The sequence below is a fragment of the Hymenobacter sp. UYCo722 genome, from assembly GCF_040547115.1.
GTDB lineage: Bacteria > Bacteroidota > Bacteroidia > Cytophagales > Hymenobacteraceae > Hymenobacter.
In genome coordinates, this window is the sequence record NZ_JBEPPC010000011.1 from 72,435 (window position 1) to 89,180 (window position 16,746).

The window sequence follows — 16,746 nt, forward strand, 5'->3', positions numbered from 1 at the left end:
TGTGAACGAATTTTCTGACTTTATAACTTCCCGCTCGGCAGCTTGTGCCTTGGTGCCTCCCTCCGGCGTAATTTGGCCACATGGATGACCTGCGCACTACTCTGCTCACCCTCAGCACCGATGAGCGCCGCGACTTCGGCGTATTCATTCAGCGGCAGCGCCGCAAAACCAACGGCCGGCTCGATTCGCGCCTCTACGAGCTGCTGGTGCAGGCCAAAGAGCTTAAGCCCGAGCAGCTGGTGGCCAAGCTCTACCCAGCCCAGCCCAACGCCGTAGCCTACTACGCCCTGCGCAAGCGCCTCATGCGCCACCTAACGGACTACCTGCTGCTACGCCAGCGCCAGCTCGATACCACGGCGGCCGCCACCGTGCGCGGCCACCTCACCCTAGCCCAGTACCTGTTCGAGGCCGGTATTCCGCGCCTAGCCTGGAACACGCTGCGCAAAGCCGAGAAGCTGGGCCGCGAAAGCGAGCAATACGAGCCGCTGAATGCCGTCTACAACCTCCAGATTCAGTACGCCAGCTCGCCGCATGCCGAGCCGCTCGATGACATTCTGCCCCGCTACCGCCTCAACAAAAAAGCCGCCGACGAAGAAGAGCGCGCCAACATTGCTGACAGCGTGCTGCGCCAGCGCCTGCGCGGGTCGCGGGCGCTGGGACGGGCCATGGTACCAGCCGATGATATTTTGCGCCAGGTGCTGGCTGAATACGATTTGCAGGAAGCCTTCGCCCGCTCGCCTTCGCTGCTGAGCCGGCTCATGTCCATCACGCGGAATGCCATGCTGGTGCGGCGTGATTTCGCGGCTTTCGCGGTCTTCATCGAGCGCTGCTACAAGCTCATGGAGCGCCGCCACGGGTTCGCGCCGGCCCAGCGCGGGCACCAGCTCAAGCTGCTCTACATGCTGGCCCACGCCCTGTACCGTTCGCGCCGCTTCGCCGAGTCGGTTGCTTATCTGGCGCAGGCGCAGGACATGCTGGCCACCGGCCCGGGCCGGCAGTTTGGCGAGTACGCACCGCGCTTTACGCTGCTGCTGGCCGCCAACTATTCCTTTCTGCGCCGCAACCTCGAAAGCATCGCGCTACTCGATGCCCTGCTGGTCGGCCCCAAGCCCCTCACCGAAAACAACGAGTTGGCGGTGCGCCTGCAGCTCACATTTCATTACTTCGCCGAAGGCAAGTTTGCCAAAGCCAACCATATTCTGCTCAGCCTGGCCCGTACCGACCACTGGCTGGAGCAGCACCTGGGCCTAGAATGGATGCTGAACCGCAACATCGGCGAAATGCTGATTCAGGTGGAGCTGGGCAATACCGAAGTGGCACTGGGCCGCCTGCGCGCCCTCGACCGCGGTATCCGCGAGCAGTTCCCGGCGGTACCGGCCACCGCCTATGCGCCGGCGATACCCGCCGGCGGCGTGTACCAACCCGTCCTGACTTACCTGGCCCTGGTGCGCGAGTTGGTCGAAAACCCGCATATCACCCAGGAGCGCCCTTTCGGCAACCGGGTAATGCATCTGCCGCCATTTATTTCGGAGGGGCGGGAAGATTTGCAGGTCATCAGCTTCTACGCCTGGCTGAAAGCGCGCATTTTGCAGCGGCCCTACTACGAGGTGCTCCTGGAGCTGGCCCATGCCTAGCAGTAGGGCAGCAACTGGCTCTTATGGCCATAAAAATACCCCAGGCGTGGTGGCCTGGGGTATTTTTTGGTTGAAGCGAAAGGAGTTGGCCCGAAGGTCAGACTACTTCTTCATGGCGTCTTTCATGTTCGCTTTGGTCTGCTGGGCCGATTTTGAAGCGGCATTGCCCATGGCGTCCATCTTGTTGCCAGCGGCTTCCATTTTAGCATCCATTTTGGCACCGGCAGCATCCATTTTAGCACCGGCTTCTTCCATCTTGTTGTCCATTTTGGCACCAGCGGCCTCCATGTTGCCTTCCATTTTGTTGCCGGCGGCATCCATTTTATCGCCAGCCTCTCCGGCCGACATCATCGTGGTCGAATCCGTGATGACGGTGGCAGTGGTGCCCTCGGGCGTGGTGACGGTGGTTTCGGCGGTTTTGGTTTCGCAGGCAGTGGCGGCAAAAGCAACGGCAACAGCTACGAGCAGGGTTTTAACGGAGAGATTCATGGCTTTGAAAAAATGAGTGGGGGTGAGATTATGCTCTTAATCGGCGTTGGTCTTAAAAGGTAACCCATCGGCCGGCCGTCGTTGGCCGGGCCCGGCGCTAACTTTTTAGGGCCGGGCCTAGTATAGTCCCTTACCCATTTTCATCACCTCCGCTTTCTTATGGATTCCACCGCCTCCACTCCGCAAACGCCCGCCATGCCCGCCGTGCCCATGGCCGTGAGCGACCAGCAAAACACCGCGCTGCTCGACGATACGCTCACGTTCCTCACCAGCAGCAAAGCCATCAACTCCGGCCCCGAGGGCCGCACCGAAATCGACCGCTGGCTGGCCGTGCTCGGTGCCTCGGAGCGTACTGGCCTGGCCAAAATTAAGCAGGAGCTGGCCCAGCTCAACGAGCTGCTGGCCAATGCCAAAACTCCGGCCCACGACATCGCCGAAGTCCTCGCCAGCCTTGGGGCCGAAACCGCCAAGGTGGCCGACGAAGCCGGCGGCGACTACAGCGCCCCGCTCACCAACCTCAGCAAGCAGCTCATCAAGGCGGCCTCCACGCTGTCGAAGTAAGCCCGCCCAGCGGTTTCGTAACTATTGTAGCGCGAACTTTGTGGTTCGCGCCGCCCGTGCCAGCCGGCATATGCCCGGCCAATTCGGGTGGCGCGTGCCCAAACGCTCGCGCTACTGCTTTTTATGGCCCCACTCACTCCCGCCGCCCTGCTGCCCTACGACCCGTTCGACGGCATGCGTTTCGGCCCCGAAACCTGCTTTCTCAGCGGACAGCCCGTTGGCCCCGATGATACCGTGCCCGTATTCGCCGAATGGCTGCAAGCGCGCTATGAATTGGCCGAGCGCCCCATTCAGCTCCTCGACCAGCGTACCGTCCTCATTAAAGACCTGCGCCTGCCGGCCAGCCCGGCGGCCCGCCAGCGCATCGAAGAACTGGAAAGCAGCATAGCCGCCGCCGCCGCCGATGGCCCCGCCGCTCTGCGCGCCCTTGGCGACGATACGCTGTTCCTTTGGCTGGGCAAAATGTTCTACGGCATCTTCATCACCGAGCTGCTGAATGAGTTCGAGCCGCTGATAAAGCCCAAGTACCCGCTGGCCGAAAATGCTGCGCTGGTGCGCCGTTTTCAGGCATTTTTCCAGCTGCTGCAGGGCCTGCGCGTGCCCACCGAGTACGCCGATTTCGTGCCCGGCTCCGTATTTGTGCTCGAAGCCGATTCCGCTGAGGATGCCACGCCTTTCGAGTACGACGACGACCTGAACACGCTCGTCTTCAGCATCAAGCTCGATAAAACCGTGTTAGTAGCCTGTCTGGTCGATATCGGCCTTGTGGGCCAGGCCATGCGCAAAGTCTACGCCGACGCTCAGCGCCCGCTGCATCCGGTTCAGATTGCCGAGTTCAAAGCCCGCGTGTATTACGCCGCCCACCTGTTGCACGTCGTGCCCGACGTGTATCCGCGCCACCCGCGTCCCGGCGACACGCAGATTGTATTCGATGCCCTCATTGATGACGTCACCGGTGCCATCTTCAACCCCTGGGAAAACAGCGCTTATACGCAAACCCTGGCCGAAATGTGGCAGCGCTGGAACATCACCCTCGCCGATGTAGTGGCCAAACCCACCGAGCCCATGACGCTGCTTTATAACGAAGACGGTACGCCGCGCGAGCTAACGCATTGGCCGGTGGTTGACCAGTAAGAACGGTGCCAAGCGCAGCGGGCCACCGCACGCGCCGCACTAAATTTATCATGCCACCCTGCGAGCGGGACTTCTCGGCTGCGCTCGCCACGACGACCTAACCTTTTAAATGCTGTGCTAAGAAACTATATGCGGCTGCTGCTGCTGCTCGTGCTACCCCTCACCAGCTGCCTCAAGCTCCTTAAGCCGCCGCACGACTTCGCCTACTACCACCCCGGCCCCGGCCCCGACTACGCCGACGGCCACAACTGGGCTGCCCTACCCACCCGCCACGACTCTTCCCACGCGGTGCCCTCGCAAACCCGACTCCGCGACCAGCAGGCCACGGCCGAAGCCGATGTGTTTTTCGTGCACCCCACCACCTACTTCTGGCGCGGCTCCTGGAACGCCGACGTGGGCAACTGCCGCCTCAACCGCTATACCGACAAAACCACCATCCGTAAGCAAGCCACCGTGTTTAACGCTGCGGCGCGTATTTACGCACCGCGCTACCGCCAAGCCACGCTGTATTCCTTCTTCGATTCCACCGCCGAAGGTAGCAGCCGCAAAGCGCTGGCCCTGGCCTATTCCGACGTGCGGAAGGCCTTCCAATACTACCTCGCGCATTACAACCAGGGCCGCCCCATCATCATCGCCGGCCACAGCCAGGGCACCGACCACGCCACCCGTCTTCTGCACGAGTTCTTCGACAACGACCCTAAGCTGCGCCGCCAGCTGGTAGCTGCCTACCTCATCGGTTTCAAAGTGCGGCCTCACGAGTACCAGACCATCCGTCCCTGCCCGGACTCGCTCGCAACCGGCTGCTTCGTGGCCTACAATTCTGTAGCCACCGGCAACGAATTTCCGCCCTTCAGCCACTTCGCCGTCATCAATCCGCTCACCTGGACGATGGATACGATTCGGGTTCCCGCCAGCCTCAACCGGGGCGGCGTTAGCCAGCGCTTCAAGGGCATCGACCCGCACGTGACCGATGCCAAAATCCACGACGGCCTCCTCTGGATAACGCCACCCAAACCCAGCGGCTACCCCCGCTTCCTGCTCCCCGGACTCCCCGAGCTGCGCCATTCCTATCACATCGCCGATTACGGCCTGTTCTACATGAACATCCGTGAGAACACGAAGGCGCGGGTGCGGGCGTGGCAGAAGAAATAAGACACTTTTATTTTCTTAGTTGAGTGACCGTTCCTTCAAGGAACTTTGCCCACTTATCAGCAGGGTATTGCTCCCGAAACGTTTGATAATCGCGCCAGAACCATTCTTCATTGAAATCCTCGAAGTCATTACTAGAATAAAATGCAAGGTTATGTATCCAGTCAGTTAAGCTGTTAATAAATCTTAACACCCTCTCTTGTCCGACTTCTTGCCAACTGGATTCATATGAATGCCCACGCAAATCAATAAGGGCTGTATAGAGGAGTTTTCGGTACAGGTTCTTGCGTTCTTGAGTCATAACCACAAAGAAAAGCCCCGCTGGCACAATGCCAGCGGGGCTTTCAGTTTAGCTAAAAACGGCAATTAAGCGCCGATAGCCACGCGCTTGAAGTCCGAAACCGTCATGCCTTTCGACTTGCTGTCGAGCAGCTGGGCGATGGTCATCGAGTTGTCTTTCACGAATTCCTGGTTCAGCAGGGTGTTGTCCTTGTAGAACTTGTTGAGCTTGCCCTGGGCAATTTTCTCCAGCATCGCCTCGGGCTTGCCTTCGGTGCGGGCCTGCTCTTTGCCCACTTCAATTTCACGCTCCACCGTAGCCGAGTCCACACCGTCTTTGTCAACGGCAACGGGCTTCATGGCCACAATTTGCATAGCTACGTCGCGGCCCACAGCAGCAGCGTCGGCGTCGCCTACGTTCTTCAGGCCCACCAGTACGGCCTTTTTGTTGTCGGAGTGGATGTACGAAGCTACTTTCTCGGCGGTCAGCGTGGCGTAAGTCACCTCCAGCTTCTCGCCGATTTTGCCCATCAGGTCCGTTACGTGCTCCTGAATGCTCATGCCATCCGACGCCTTGGCGGCAAGGATGTCTTCTTTCGTGCCCGCGTCGATGCGCACGGCCGTGTCCAGAATTTGCTGAGCCAGCTCGCGGAAGTTGGCCACTTTGGCTACCGATTCGGTTTCGCAAGCCAACGCCACCAGTTTGCCCTGGGTGCCGTCCTCGCTCACGTTCACCAGCACGAGGCCTTCCGACGTTTCGTTCTCGGCGCGCTTGTCAGCGATTTTCTGGCCGTGCTTGCGCAGAATGTCGCGGGCGGCTTCGAAGTCGCCATCGGCTTCCACGAGGGCTTTTTTGCAATCCATCATGCCCGCACCGGTCATGGTGCGGAGCTTGTTTACGTCTGCGGCGGTAATAGCGGCCATTAGAGTAGGTATTTGTTGGGTTGGAATTCAGGAAAAAGAAAAAGGGAACCTCCGGAGCCTAGACTACTCGAAGGTTCCCTTCTTTCAAAGAGCTAAGAAGGGACTATTCTTCGTCAGCAGCCGTTTTCTCAGCAATGGCAGCCTCGTCGGCTTCCTTGCGGTCGGCATCTTCTTTGTCAACTTTGCGCTCCGACAGGCCGTCTTCGATGGCCTTGCCAATCACGCCAACAATCAGTTGGATAGATTTCGAAGCGTCGTCGTTGGCGGGAATCGGGAACTGGACCAATTCGGGGTTCGAATTCGTGTCGCAGATAGCAAAAACCGGGATGCCCAGTTTGTGCGCCTCTTTAACGGCGATGTGCTCGCGCTTCACGTCGATAACGAACAGGGCAGCGGGCAAACGGCCGAGGTCGGCGATACCGCCGAGCACGCGGTCGAGCTTTTCGCGCTCGCGCTGCATCATCAGCTTCTCGCGCTTAGCCAAGGCGGCGTAGGCGGTGTTCTCTTTCACCATCTTGTCGATGGTAGCCATCTTCTTCAGGCTCTTGCGAACCGTGGCGAAGTTGGTGAGCATGCCGCCCAACCACCGGTCGGTCACGAAGGGCATCTTCAAACGCTCGGCTTCCGTGGTGACGATTTCCTGCGCCTGCTTTTTCGTGGCTACGAACATGATTTTGCGGCCGCTTTTCGCAATGTTGCGAATAGCCGTGGCAGCGTAATCAAGCGAAACCAACGTTTTGTTGAGGTCGATGATGTGGATGCCGTTCTTCTCCATGAAGATGTACGGCGCCATTTTGGGGTCCCACTTGCGGGTGAGGTGACCAAAGTGGGCACCTGCGTCGAGCAGGTCCTTATAAGTCGTCTGAGCCATGATAGTATCCTCCTGGTTTTAGCGTTTCGAGAACTGGAACGAGCGACGAGCCTTGCGCTTGCCGAATTTCTTGCGTTCCACCATGCGCGGGTCGCGGGTGAGGAAACCTTCCTTCTTCAAAGCCGGACGGGTTTCTTCGTTGTCGCTAACCAGCGCTTTGGTGATTGCCAGACGGATAGCCTCGGCCTGAGCCGAAATCCCGCCGCCTTTCACATTCACCTTGATGTCGTACTGGCCGACTTGCTCAAGAATTGCCAGGGGCTGGTTGACCACGTTCTCCAGCAACTCGTTGCTGAAATACGCCTTCATGTCCCGGTCATTGATAGTGATATTCCCTTGCCCGGCCTGCATGTAAATGCGGGCCACCGAGGTTTTTCTTCTACCAGAGGTGTTGGTAATTGCCATTAGTGGAAAAATTGTGAGGTAAGCTTGAGCTTGCCGGATAGCAAGCCATTTAAAAAAGCAGGACCCGACACGGCAAGCAAAAGCTTACCGCACGTGGACCTACAGGTTTTTCAGTTCGATTGCCACGGGCTGCTGCGCCTCGTGCGGGTGCTCCATGCCGGCGTACACGTACAGGTTGCGGTACTGGGCCGAGCCCAGCTTGTTGCCCTGCAGCATGCCTTTCACGGCGTGCTCGATAACACGACGCGAGTCGCGGTTCATCTGCTCACGCACGGTGCGACGCTTCTGGCCGCCGGGGTAGCCCGAGTGGGTGATGTAGACCTTCTCGGTCATTTTTTTGCCCGTTACACGCAGGTTATCAGCGTTGAGGACGATGACGTTGTCACCGCAATCAGCGTTGGGCGTGAACGAAGGCTTGTGCTTGCCGCGCAGAATGTTGGCAATCTGCGAGCAAACGCGGCCCAGAGGGGCGACGCTGGCGTCGATGATAACCCAGCTCTTCTGGGCGTTGGCCTTGCTGACGTGGGTCGTCTTGAAGCTCAGGTGGTCCATGAGTCGAAAAAAAAGGTATGCTAAACTATTGAATAAGAGTGCGGAGCCGCCAGGGCTCCGGGAAAAACGGACACAAAGGTACTGATTTATGGGCGAATAGCCAAACGTAGCGCAGTAGTTTTTCTGAGAATCACCGGTTTGCCTATAGCCCCCGCACCTAGCGGTTCTGGCCCAGTACTTCTACCAGCACCCGGAAATCTTTTGGATACGGCGCTTCCACGCTGATTTCTTCGCCGTTCAGGCCCGTGAATTGGAGACGCAGGGCGTGCAGGGCGAAGCGCTTAATAAAAGGCTGCTCTTCCTGCCCTTCTTTCAGGTTAAACTTCTTCTTGAGCGACGACAGGAAGAAATCTTCCCCGCCGTAGTCCTTGTCGCCCACAATGGGGGCTTGCAGGTACATCAGATGCAGGCGAATCTGGTGCATGCGGCCCGTCACGGGCTCGCAGAGCATCAGGGCGTGGCGGGCGTAGGTTTCGAGGGTGGTGAAGTGGGTTTCGGCAGCCTTGCCTTTGTAGGCGAGGCGGGCCTTGCCGCGGCTGGTGGTTTCAATGTTGCGCGTTACCACTTCGTCGGTCAGCTGCGGGGCACCCCACACCACGGCATGGTACTGCTTTTTCACCTCGCGGTTTTCGAACTGCATGGCCAAGTGGCGGTAGGCGGCGGGGTTTTTGGCGAAGGCCAGCGCGCCGCTGGTTTCGCGGTCGAGCCGGTGGGCCGCCTGAATATCGTCGTGCTGCTCGCGGGCCAGGCGCAGCATGTTGGGCGCGCCGCCCACCCGCTCGTCGAGTGTGGCCAGAAATGGCGGCTTGTTGACGACGAGGTAATCGTCGTTCTCAAAAATAACGAGGTCGGAAAAATCAGGAAGCTTCATAAGAGGCCGCAAAGGTACGACGGCCTCAGGCCGCGCCTTCCACCGGGCCGGTTTTGGGCTTATTCAGCTTGAATTCCAGCGTGGTGCCTTCGCCCAACGTGCTCTTTATCTTGATGGTAGACTTGTGCGCCTCCACAATGTGCTTGCTGATGGCCAGGCCCAGCCCCGAGCCCCCCGACTCGCGCGAACGGCTCTTGTCAATCCGGTAAAACCGCTCGAAGATGCGGCTCTGGTGTTCCGGGGCGATTCCCGCACCGTCGTCGCGCACGGCAACGCGCACTGTGCGGCCGCTTTCAACCAACGACACTACCACGCGGCCTCCATCGCGACCGTATTTGATGGCGTTGTCAATCAGATTGACCAGCACCTGCCGAATGCGGTTGCGGTCGGCAATAACCGGTAAGCCGGTTTCGGGCAGGCTGGGCGGAAACAGCTCAAGGTGGGTACCGCGTCGGTCGGCCTGCTGCTCTAGCAGCTCGAAGATTTCGCGCACCAGCACAATCAAATCGAAGCGCTGGCGGCGCATGCGCACCACGCCTTTTTCGAGCTGCGCGATGGTGACCAGGTCCTGCACCAGGGCATCGAGCGTGTCGAGGCTGGTGGCGGCTTTGCGCAGGAATTTGCGGCGCGTAGCCAGGTCTATTTCGTCGTCGTCGTCGTCGAGAATGGTGTGCACAAAGCCCTGTGCGGCAAACAGCGGCGTCTTGAGTTCGTGTGACACGTCGGCCAGGAACTCGCGGCGCAGGGCCTGCAGGCGCACCAGCTCATCCAATTCCTGCTGGCGGCGCTCAGCCATCTGAATTATTTCTTCGCGCACGCGCTTCACCGGCTCGGGCCGGAACAGGAACTTGTTGCTCAGCTTCTTAAACTCCTTGCGCTTGATGTTTTCGAGGCCCGCGTACACGCCGTTGATTTCGCGAAACAGCAGCGCCTCAAACGACAGGTATACCAACAGGAAGCAGGCCGCTATCGTGACGCCCGCCGCCAGAAAGGCTTCCCGAAACGGCAGGGTGGGGGCAATGCGCGCGTAAGTCGTGAGCACTGCGGCCACCAGCAGCGCGATGAAAACGGCAATGGTGCGGGAGGAGAAGTTCATGGCAAATAGGGCAAGTCGGGTTAAAATAAGTCATCCTGAGCGCAGCGAAGGACCTTCTCACGGCTGAACGAGTGTTGTTCGGGCGTGAAAAGGTCCTTCGCTACGCTCAGGATGACAGACGAGGGCCGACAGAATTAGTCGGCGTTGAACTTGTAGCCCACGCCCTTGATGGTCTGGATGTGGTGGTCGCCCACCTTTTCGCGCACTTTGCGCACGTGCACGTCCACGGTGCGAGCCAGCACAAAAACGTCGTTGCCCCAGATATTCTGGAGCAGCTCTTCGCGGTTGAACACCTTGTGGGGCGAGGAGGCCAGGAAGGCCAGCAGCTCAAACTCCTTTTTGGGCAGGCTGATTTTTTTGCCATCCTGGTACACGGCGAAGGCCGTGCGGTCGATGCGCAGGCCGTTGATGTCGATGGCATCGACGGCGGCGTGGGGGTCCTGGTCGCGGCGCTTCACGGCGGCGAGGCGGCCGAGCAGGGCGCGCGGCTTGATGGGCTTGGCGATGAAGTCATCGGCCCCGGCATCGAAGGCGGCTACCTCGGAAAACTCTTCGGCCCGGGCCGTGAGAAACAGAATGTAGGTGTCCTTGAACTTGGGGTTTTCGCGCAGCAGGCGGCAGGTGGCAATGCCGTCGAGGTGCGGCATCATCACGTCGAGCAGGATGATGTCGGGGTTGAAATCGGTGGCCACTTCCAGCGCTTTGCGGCCATCGGGAGCCGAGGCCGTCTGGTAGCCTTCTTTCTTCAGGTTGAACTCCAGCAGCTCCACGATATCGGGGTCGTCATCGACCACGAGGATTTTATACACGGGCGTTTTAGCGGCAGTCACGGCGAAAGGGCTTAAGTGAAGCAGAACAATGCGCCAGCAAAAGTACCGATTCCGACGGCGGGCGCTGTGTTACGATTGTGTGACCACAGCTTGAGGGGATTTTAACGAATGAATTCATCCGTTAAAATCCCCTCAAGCTGTGGTCTAGCCCCTCATTCTGTGGTCTAGTTCACCATGTTCAGCTTCCAGCGCAGGCCTTGATAGCGCACCATGTCCACCTTCACGGTACCCACAAACATCTCGGCTTGAAACAGCACCGGTATTTTATTGCGGTCGTCGGAAAAATATATCGAGATGGCATTTTCGCCCCGGAATAGCTTGTTGTTGGGCATACGCGGCACCAACTTAAAAGCCCGCACATCGCCGGCTTTGGTCTCCACTACTTCGCGGCCTTTAAACACGACTTCGAGCATGAAATTATCGCCGTCGAAATAGCCCGGCATGCGCACCACGTCGCCCACCTTCATGCGGTCGAAATTGAGCGTGCGCAGGAAATAGAAACCACTCACCAGCTCCAGGGTATTGTTGGCCACTTTCACCGAAGTACGGGCATTTTCGTGGGTGTGGTCGGTTACTTCGGCCATGTCGTGCAGGTGGTCGAAATCCACGGTTTCGCGCTTGCGGTAGTTCTTCTCGGCAATCTCGCGTTGGGCGCGCAGGGGCAGAATACTGGTCGTGTCGATGAGGGCGCGCCATTGGTCGCGGATGCGCAGGAAAAAGTCGAACGAGCCGGTGGTCTTGCCGCTCACCGAGGCGCGGTAGCAGGGCCGGCCGTTGAAATGCTCTAGGCCGCCGCCAGTTTCCACGGTGGCCTCGCCACCGTTGATGAGGCCGTAGTGCACCGTGTACTTAATGGTTTCGCCCCGCCCGAAGCTGGACTGCGGAACACTGCGCGCGGCATCGCCGGGGCCCAGCGCGGGCACGGCAGCTGCCAGAAACAACACAACAGCAGGAGTAAGAATGAGCCAGCGGCGATTCATAATGATAACAAAAGGGAACGTAGCCCGGGCTTAGACAAACGAAGTGCCAGCTCGACAGTGCTATCAAAGATACGGACGTAAAAAAAAGCCCGCCGCCAAAGGCAACGGGCTTCCAGTTGAGAGTTGTAGGTTAGGAGTTAAGAGCTAGTGGTTCACAGTATACGCTCTTAACTCAATTTACAGCGTGTCCTCGCCGTCCTCTACAATGGTCAGGTCCACGGGAATGACGTCGGTATCGCCCTTAGCCATGTCGCGGATTTTCTTTTCGATTTCGGCGGCCAGCTCGGGGTTGTCGAGCAGCAGGGTTTTCACCGCCTCGCGGCCCTGACCGATTTTGGTTTCGCCGTAGTTGAACCACGAGCCCGACTTGCCGATGATGCCCATATCGACGCCCAGGTCCACAATCTCACCTACTTTGGAAATGCCCTGGCCGTAGATGATGTCAAACTCGACCACCTTGAAGGGCGGTGCTACTTTGTTCTTCACCACCTTCACCTTGGTACGGTTGCCGGTAATGTTGTCTTTGTCCTCCTTAATCTGGCCGATGCGGCGGATATCGAGGCGCACCGAAGCGTAGAATTTCAGGGCGTTGCCACCGGTGGTGGTTTCGGGCGTGCCGAACATCACACCGATTTTTTCGCGGAGCTGGTTGATAAATATGCAGCAGCAACCCGTTTTGTTGATGGTGCCGGTGAGCTTGCGCAAGGCCTGGCTCATGAGGCGGGCGTGCAGGCCCACTTTTGAGTCGCCCATGTCACCTTCGAGCTCGGCCTTGGGAACCAGGGCGGCCACGGAGTCAATCACGATGATGTCGATGGCACCCGAGGAAATCAGCTGGTCGGCGATTTCGAGAGCTTGCTCGCCGTTGTCGGGCTGGGCGATGAGCAGGTTGGTGGTGTCGATGCCCAGCTTCTCGGCGTACGATTTGTCGAAGGCGTGCTCGGCGTCGATGAACGCGGCCATGCCGCCTTTTTTCTGCGCCTCGGCAATCATGTGCATCGTGAGCGTGGTTTTACCCGACGATTCCGGGCCGTAAATCTCAATGACGCGGCCGCGGGGCACGCCGCCAATACCGAGGGCAATGTCGAGCGAAAGCGAACCGGTGCTGATGCTGGGGATGTCGACCACCACATTGTCGGAGAGCTTCATGACGGTGCCTTTGCCGTAAGCCTTGTCCAACTTGTCCAGCGTGAGCTGGAGGGCTTTCATTTTTCCGGCGGCGGTGTTGAGGTCGCCGGTCTCTGCTTTTTCAGCTTTCTCGGCCTTGGGAGCCGCTTTGGTAGCTAGTGCCATGTGGGGATGTTTGGGAAAAACGGGTTAGGTTTGGTAAAGTTAACGGTTTTGGCCGGGTCGCAATCGAATAAATCTATTCTTTCGTTGAAGCCCTTTGGAGGCCCTTTTGCGACGGCTTTTTCTAACACAGAGGTCAGTGGTTTGGTGCCTTTGAAAGGCGAAATATATGCGGATTTATCTAAAAATATTAGTTGGCCTTGTGGCTCTGCTAATTAGCGTAGTAGAAGCACGGGCGCAGGTCGATAATCGGGCGTTTACGAGCCCGACACCGGGTAAGAAAGAAGACACTCTGCTAATTGGGAAAATCGCCGATGTGCCCCAGCGATTTAACGACAGTATTGAGATAATAAATGCAGCTCGTCAAGTTGCTCTCTATCCTATAGCTCCGGCTGCCGGCGAGTTGCGCCTTTCACTCAACGCCTTCGTCTTTTTCAAAGACAACGAGTATTTCAACAAGATTGTGGACGGCTACACGCTGTATGGCACGCAGCTGAACCCGCAACTGGTATACTACCCGACCAAGAACCTGCGCCTCGAAGGCGGCGTGTTTCTGTGGAAAGATTTTGGCAACCCGAAATTGCAGCAGGTGCGGCCCACGTTTCGGGCGACGTGGACGACGGGCAAGCAGCAGATAATTCTGGGCAACATTCGGCCCAACCTGCACCACAACTACATCGAGCCGATGTTCAATTTTGAGCGGGTGATGCTCAATCCGCTGGAAGAAGGCATCCAGACCATCTATCGCGGCAAGCGGCTGTTTCTGGACCAGTGGGTGGACTGGCAGCGCCAGCAGTACCGCTACAGCAACTACCAGGAGGAAGTGGCCGGCGGCCTGAGCACCAGCTACCGCATCAGCCCCGACGACAGCCGCTGGACCGTGGCCCTGCCGTTCCAGTTCACGGCTATTCATAACGGGGGGCAGATTGATACGCTGGACAAGCCGCTGAAAACCGCTTTCAACGAGGCTTTTGGCTTGGAGGCCCGCTACCAGCTGGAGGGACCGAATGTCCAGGCCGTGCGCTTCAGTGGCTATGTGCTGGGCTTTCAGGACTACTCCTTCACGGCGGGGCAGTTCCCGTACAAATACGGCCGGGGCCTGTACCTGAATGCCACCCTCGAAACCCGCTTTGCCGATGTGATGGTGAGCTATTGGCAGGGCTCCCGCTTTATTTCGCCGTTGGGGGGCGACTTATACCAAAGCGCCTCGCGCACGGTCTCGAACCCGGAGTTCCGGGACCCGCAGCGCAAGATTGTACTGGTGCGGCTGTTGCGCGATTTCCGCATCTCCGACGCGGCCTCGCTCACGGCAAGGGCCGAGCCGCTGTTCGACCTGAATGCCAAACTGCTCGACTATTCGTTTGGCATGTACCTGAATTTCCGGCAGGACTGGCTGCTGGACAACATCGGTAAGCGCGTGCGCGTGGGGCAGTAGGTTTATTGAACGTCTGCTTCAGCCTGTTGTGCCCGACAGCCCGGCACAACAGGCAGAAGCAGTTACTACCCTTTCGCCAGCCAGAAGCGGCGGATTTGGCTCAGCGCATCGGCGTTGCGGAACCAGACCGGGCGCGAGGGCGGCGGCTCGGCCACGAAGCCCATGGCGCGGGCCACGGCCTGGCCGCGCACGTTGTCGTGGTAGCAGCGTACCAGCAGCCGCCGGCTGCCTACCAGCTCGAACCCAAAGTCGGTGATGGCACCCAGCGCCTCGCGGGCAAATCCCTGGCCCTCGGCAGCGGCGGCCAGGTAATAGCCGATTTCGGCCTGGCTCTTCTGCTGGGGCATGAGGCAGATGTCGCCCACGTAATCGGCCGAGGCGCGGTGCCAGATGCCGAATACGTAAAAGCGGCCGGTGCGCCAGTCGTCGGCGAAGGTGCGGAGCGCTGCGTAGGCATCGGTTATGGTGCGCACGGCCTGCAGCCGGTCGGGGAAGGAGGGCTTAAAGCGGGGACGGTCGGCGTGCAGCAGCGCGAAGAAGGCGTCGGCGTCGGCCGGCTCGTAGGGACGCAGGCAGAGGCGTTCGGTGTGGAGGGGGGCGCGAGTAAGCATAACGGCAGACTACGAAAAAGGGCCGCCTCCGTGCCCGGAAGTGGCCCTTTCACAAGCAATAAACGGGTTATTTGTTCAGGCCCACGTACTGGCTGGGGCTGCCCAGGGCTTGCTGGGTGCGCATCACGTTCACCTGCCGGGCCGCTTCGTTGAAAAACTCCAGGCGGCGAATGAGCATCTCCTTCACCAGCACGCGGCCTTCGGGCGTGCTCATGATGGCGCGCTTATCGGCCAGCACGCGTTGCATGGCCGCTAGCGTCTGGCCCTCGTGCTTCATAAACTGCTGCTGGAACTCGGCCAGCCGGGCCACGCCGCTGGCAGTGAGGGTGTAATGCTCGCCAGCACCCTGGTTCAGCACCTCGCACAGCACGTACACTTCAATGGGCAGGCTGGTTTCGAGGGCCGTGGTGCGCAGGTCGAGGCCGGCGGCCAGAGCGTCGAGAATGATGCGCACGTTGCGCTCAAATTGCTGGTAGTAGGCTTGGGCTTCCATTGGGTTTCTGGGGCAGGCAGTCAGTTAGGGTACAAAGAACGTCATGCTGAGCGAAGCCGAAGCATCTCTACCGTGCAACTAATCACATTTAGTGTGGCGGTAGAGATGCTTCGGCTTCGCTCAGCATGACGGTGCTTCCAGTTCTACAACAACTCTTTCACAATCTGCTCCACGCCGATGCCTTCGGCCTCAGCTTTAAAGTTGCGCACGAGGCGGTGGCGCAAGATGGGCACGGCCACGGCGCGCACGTCTTCAATGTCGGGCGAGTACTTGCCGTTGAGCAGGGCGTTGCATTTGGCCCCCACGATGAGGTGCTGCGAGGCGCGCGGACCAGCACCCCACTCCAGCAACTGATTGGTGCGGGGGGCGGCGCGCTCGGTGTTGGGGCGGGTTTTGTGCACGAGGCTCACGGCGTATTCCACCACGTTGTCCGCCACCGGCACCCGGCGCACCAGCTCCTGGAAGGCCTGGATGTCGGCCGCGTGCAGCACTTTACTAACCGTCTGCTTCAGGTTAGAAGTCGTCTGCTTCACGATGTTCAGCTCCTCGGCATAAGTGGGGTAGCCCAGCTCGATGTTGAACATGAAGCGGTCGAGCTGCGCCTCGGGCAGCGGGTAGGTGCCTTCCTGCTCGATGGGGTTTTGGGTAGCCAGCACGAAGAACGGTCGCTGCAAGGGGTAGCGCTGCCCGGCCACCGTCACGGCGTATTCCTGCATGCTTTCGAGCAGGGCGGCCTGGGTTTTGGGCGGCGTCCGGTTGATTTCGTCGGCCAGAATGATGTTGGCGAAGATGGGGCCTTTCACGAAGTGAAAATCCCGCTGCTGGTTCATCGTTTCCGAGCCCACAATGTCCGAGGGCATCAGGTCGGGCGTGAACTGGATGCGGTTGAACGACAGGTCGAGCGAGTCGGCAATGGTCTGGACCAACAGGGTTTTGGCCAGGCCGGGCACGCCCACCAGCAGGCTGTGGCCCTGCGAAAACACGGCCGTGAGCACCAGCCGTACTACCTCATCCTGCCCCACGATGACTTTGCCGATTTCCTGGCGCAGCTGCTGGAAGGAGGCGGCCAGCGCGTCAGCAGCTTCTTTGTCGTTTTGGTATTGAGCCATTCGGGATTCTGGAAAGGGAAAGCACGTCATGCC

The 16,746-nt window shown here is 59.2% G+C and carries 19 protein-coding genes; 5 read left to right on the plus strand and 14 right to left on the minus strand.

The genetic code is table 11. The features are described 5' to 3' along the window. Positions 1-80: 80 nt before the first annotated feature. On the plus strand, positions 81-1,634 hold the full coding sequence (locus ABIB44_RS19500; protein WP_354586357.1) for a hypothetical protein: 1,554 nt from the start codon (positions 81-83) through the stop codon (positions 1,632-1,634). Positions 1,635-1,736: 102 nt separating this feature from the next. Here ABIB44_RS19500 and ABIB44_RS19505 read toward each other — a convergent pair whose 3' ends face one another. Further along, positions 1,737-2,123 carry a hypothetical protein gene (locus tag ABIB44_RS19505; RefSeq protein WP_354586358.1) on the minus strand — a complete coding sequence of 129 codons (387 nt, stop codon included), beginning with the start codon at positions 2,121-2,123 and terminating at the stop codon, positions 1,737-1,739. 159 nt (positions 2,124-2,282) lie between these two features. Here ABIB44_RS19505 and ABIB44_RS19510 point away from each other — a divergent pair, with 159 nt between their 5' ends. The 3 genes from ABIB44_RS19510 (at position 2,283) to ABIB44_RS19520 (ending at position 4,970) form a co-directional block, all read left to right on the plus strand. Continuing rightward, complete coding sequence (locus ABIB44_RS19510) at positions 2,283-2,684, plus strand: hypothetical protein (protein WP_354586359.1); 402 nt, start codon at positions 2,283-2,285, stop codon at positions 2,682-2,684. 123 nt (positions 2,685-2,807) lie between these two features. Further along, positions 2,808-3,818 carry a hypothetical protein gene (locus ABIB44_RS19515; protein WP_354586360.1) on the plus strand — a complete coding sequence of 337 codons (1,011 nt, stop codon included), beginning with the start codon at positions 2,808-2,810 and terminating at the stop codon, positions 3,816-3,818. A gap of 114 nt (positions 3,819-3,932) precedes the next feature. Then, on the plus strand, positions 3,933-4,970 hold the full coding sequence (locus ABIB44_RS19520) for a DUF3089 domain-containing protein (protein WP_354586361.1): 1,038 nt from the start codon (positions 3,933-3,935) through the stop codon (positions 4,968-4,970). A 7-nt stretch (positions 4,971-4,977) separates the two neighbouring features. Here the strand turns inward: ABIB44_RS19520 and ABIB44_RS19525 are convergent, their stop codons facing one another. The 10 genes from ABIB44_RS19525 to recA all read right to left on the minus strand — a co-directional run bounded on the left by ABIB44_RS19525 (position 4,978) and on the right by recA (position 12,984). Then, complete coding sequence (locus tag ABIB44_RS19525) at positions 4,978-5,268, minus strand: hypothetical protein (protein WP_354586362.1); 291 nt, start codon at positions 5,266-5,268, stop codon at positions 4,978-4,980. 65 nt (positions 5,269-5,333) lie between these two features. After that, complete coding sequence (gene tsf, locus ABIB44_RS19530; RefSeq protein ID WP_354586363.1) at positions 5,334-6,170, minus strand: translation elongation factor Ts; 837 nt, start codon at positions 6,168-6,170, stop codon at positions 5,334-5,336. A 103-nt stretch (positions 6,171-6,273) separates the two neighbouring features. Then, the gene (gene rpsB / locus ABIB44_RS19535; RefSeq protein WP_354586364.1) at positions 6,274-7,041 is read right to left on the minus strand and encodes a 30S ribosomal protein S2; all 768 of its coding nucleotides are present in this window, start codon (positions 7,039-7,041) and stop codon (positions 6,274-6,276) included. Positions 7,042-7,059: 18 nt separating this feature from the next. Beyond that, a complete protein-coding gene (gene rpsI / locus ABIB44_RS19540; protein ID WP_035563789.1) occupies positions 7,060-7,446 on the minus strand; it encodes a 30S ribosomal protein S9 in 387 nt (128 codons plus the stop codon). 99 nt (positions 7,447-7,545) lie between these two features. Then, positions 7,546-7,998 carry a 50S ribosomal protein L13 gene (gene rplM, locus ABIB44_RS19545; RefSeq protein ID WP_342295208.1) on the minus strand — a complete coding sequence of 151 codons (453 nt, stop codon included), beginning with the start codon at positions 7,996-7,998 and terminating at the stop codon, positions 7,546-7,548. Positions 7,999-8,155: 157 nt separating this feature from the next. Further along, entirely contained in the window at positions 8,156-8,869 is a 714-nt protein-coding gene (locus tag ABIB44_RS19550; RefSeq protein ID WP_354586365.1) for an RluA family pseudouridine synthase, read from the minus strand. Positions 8,870-8,894: 25 nt separating this feature from the next. Beyond that, positions 8,895-9,965, minus strand: coding sequence for a sensor histidine kinase (locus ABIB44_RS19555; RefSeq protein WP_354586366.1), 1,071 nt, complete (start codon positions 9,963-9,965; stop codon positions 8,895-8,897). 134 nt (positions 9,966-10,099) lie between these two features. Next, positions 10,100-10,795 (minus strand): response regulator transcription factor, encoded by a 696-nt coding sequence (locus ABIB44_RS19560; protein ID WP_354586367.1) that lies wholly within the window; start codon positions 10,793-10,795, stop codon positions 10,100-10,102. A 164-nt stretch (positions 10,796-10,959) separates the two neighbouring features. Continuing rightward, positions 10,960-11,775 carry a DUF3108 domain-containing protein gene (locus ABIB44_RS19565; protein ID WP_354586368.1) on the minus strand — a complete coding sequence of 272 codons (816 nt, stop codon included), beginning with the start codon at positions 11,773-11,775 and terminating at the stop codon, positions 10,960-10,962. Between the two features lie 177 nt (positions 11,776-11,952). Next, the gene (gene recA / locus ABIB44_RS19570; RefSeq protein ID WP_354586390.1) at positions 11,953-12,984 is read right to left on the minus strand and encodes a recombinase RecA; all 1,032 of its coding nucleotides are present in this window, start codon (positions 12,982-12,984) and stop codon (positions 11,953-11,955) included. A 484-nt stretch (positions 12,985-13,468) separates the two neighbouring features. Here recA and ABIB44_RS19575 point away from each other — a divergent pair, with 484 nt between their 5' ends. Beyond that, positions 13,469-14,500, plus strand: coding sequence for a lipid A deacylase (locus ABIB44_RS19575; RefSeq protein ID WP_354586369.1), 1,032 nt, complete (start codon positions 13,469-13,471; stop codon positions 14,498-14,500). Between the two features lie 65 nt (positions 14,501-14,565). Here the strand turns inward: ABIB44_RS19575 and ABIB44_RS19580 are convergent, their stop codons facing one another. The 3 genes from ABIB44_RS19580 to ABIB44_RS19590 all read right to left on the minus strand — a co-directional run bounded on the left by ABIB44_RS19580 (position 14,566) and on the right by ABIB44_RS19590 (position 16,713). Beyond that, positions 14,566-15,111 carry a GNAT family N-acetyltransferase gene (locus ABIB44_RS19580; RefSeq protein WP_354586370.1) on the minus strand — a complete coding sequence of 182 codons (546 nt, stop codon included), beginning with the start codon at positions 15,109-15,111 and terminating at the stop codon, positions 14,566-14,568. A gap of 67 nt (positions 15,112-15,178) precedes the next feature. Beyond that, the gene (locus ABIB44_RS19585) at positions 15,179-15,604 is read right to left on the minus strand and encodes a hypothetical protein (RefSeq protein ID WP_354586371.1); all 426 of its coding nucleotides are present in this window, start codon (positions 15,602-15,604) and stop codon (positions 15,179-15,181) included. Positions 15,605-15,747: 143 nt separating this feature from the next. Further along, entirely contained in the window at positions 15,748-16,713 is a 966-nt protein-coding gene (locus ABIB44_RS19590; RefSeq protein WP_354586372.1) for an AAA family ATPase, read from the minus strand. Positions 16,714-16,746 lie beyond the last annotated feature (33 nt).

Bases quoted from the DNA above. Each gene is read 5' to 3' on its own strand.
- ABIB44_RS19500 (WP_354586357.1), top strand. From the start codon at position 81: ATGGATGACCTGCGCACTACTCTGCTCACCCTCAGCACCGATGAGCGC.
- ABIB44_RS19505 (WP_354586358.1), bottom strand. From the start codon at position 2,123: ATGAATCTCTCCGTTAAAACCCTGCTCGTAGCTGTTGCCGTTGCTTTT.
- ABIB44_RS19510 (WP_354586359.1), top strand. From the start codon at position 2,283: ATGGATTCCACCGCCTCCACTCCGCAAACGCCCGCCATGCCCGCCGTG.
- ABIB44_RS19515 (WP_354586360.1), top strand. From the start codon at position 2,808: ATGGCCCCACTCACTCCCGCCGCCCTGCTGCCCTACGACCCGTTCGAC.
- ABIB44_RS19525 (WP_354586362.1), bottom strand. From the start codon at position 5,268: ATGACTCAAGAACGCAAGAACCTGTACCGAAAACTCCTCTATACAGCC.
- tsf (WP_354586363.1), bottom strand. From the start codon at position 6,170: ATGGCCGCTATTACCGCCGCAGACGTAAACAAGCTCCGCACCATGACC.
- rpsB (WP_354586364.1), bottom strand. From the start codon at position 7,041: ATGGCTCAGACGACTTATAAGGACCTGCTCGACGCAGGTGCCCACTTT.
- rpsI (WP_035563789.1), bottom strand. From the start codon at position 7,446: ATGGCAATTACCAACACCTCTGGTAGAAGAAAAACCTCGGTGGCCCGC.
- rplM (WP_342295208.1), bottom strand. From the start codon at position 7,998: ATGGACCACCTGAGCTTCAAGACGACCCACGTCAGCAAGGCCAACGCC.
- ABIB44_RS19550 (WP_354586365.1), bottom strand. From the start codon at position 8,869: ATGAAGCTTCCTGATTTTTCCGACCTCGTTATTTTTGAGAACGACGAT.
- ABIB44_RS19555 (WP_354586366.1), bottom strand. From the start codon at position 9,965: ATGAACTTCTCCTCCCGCACCATTGCCGTTTTCATCGCGCTGCTGGTG.
- ABIB44_RS19565 (WP_354586368.1), bottom strand. From the start codon at position 11,775: ATGAATCGCCGCTGGCTCATTCTTACTCCTGCTGTTGTGTTGTTTCTG.
- recA (WP_354586390.1), bottom strand. From the start codon at position 12,984: ATGAAAGCCCTCCAGCTCACGCTGGACAAGTTGGACAAGGCTTACGGC.
- ABIB44_RS19580 (WP_354586370.1), bottom strand. From the start codon at position 15,111: ATGCTTACTCGCGCCCCCCTCCACACCGAACGCCTCTGCCTGCGTCCC.
- ABIB44_RS19585 (WP_354586371.1), bottom strand. From the start codon at position 15,604: ATGGAAGCCCAAGCCTACTACCAGCAATTTGAGCGCAACGTGCGCATC.
- ABIB44_RS19590 (WP_354586372.1), bottom strand. From the start codon at position 16,713: ATGGCTCAATACCAAAACGACAAAGAAGCTGCTGACGCGCTGGCCGCC.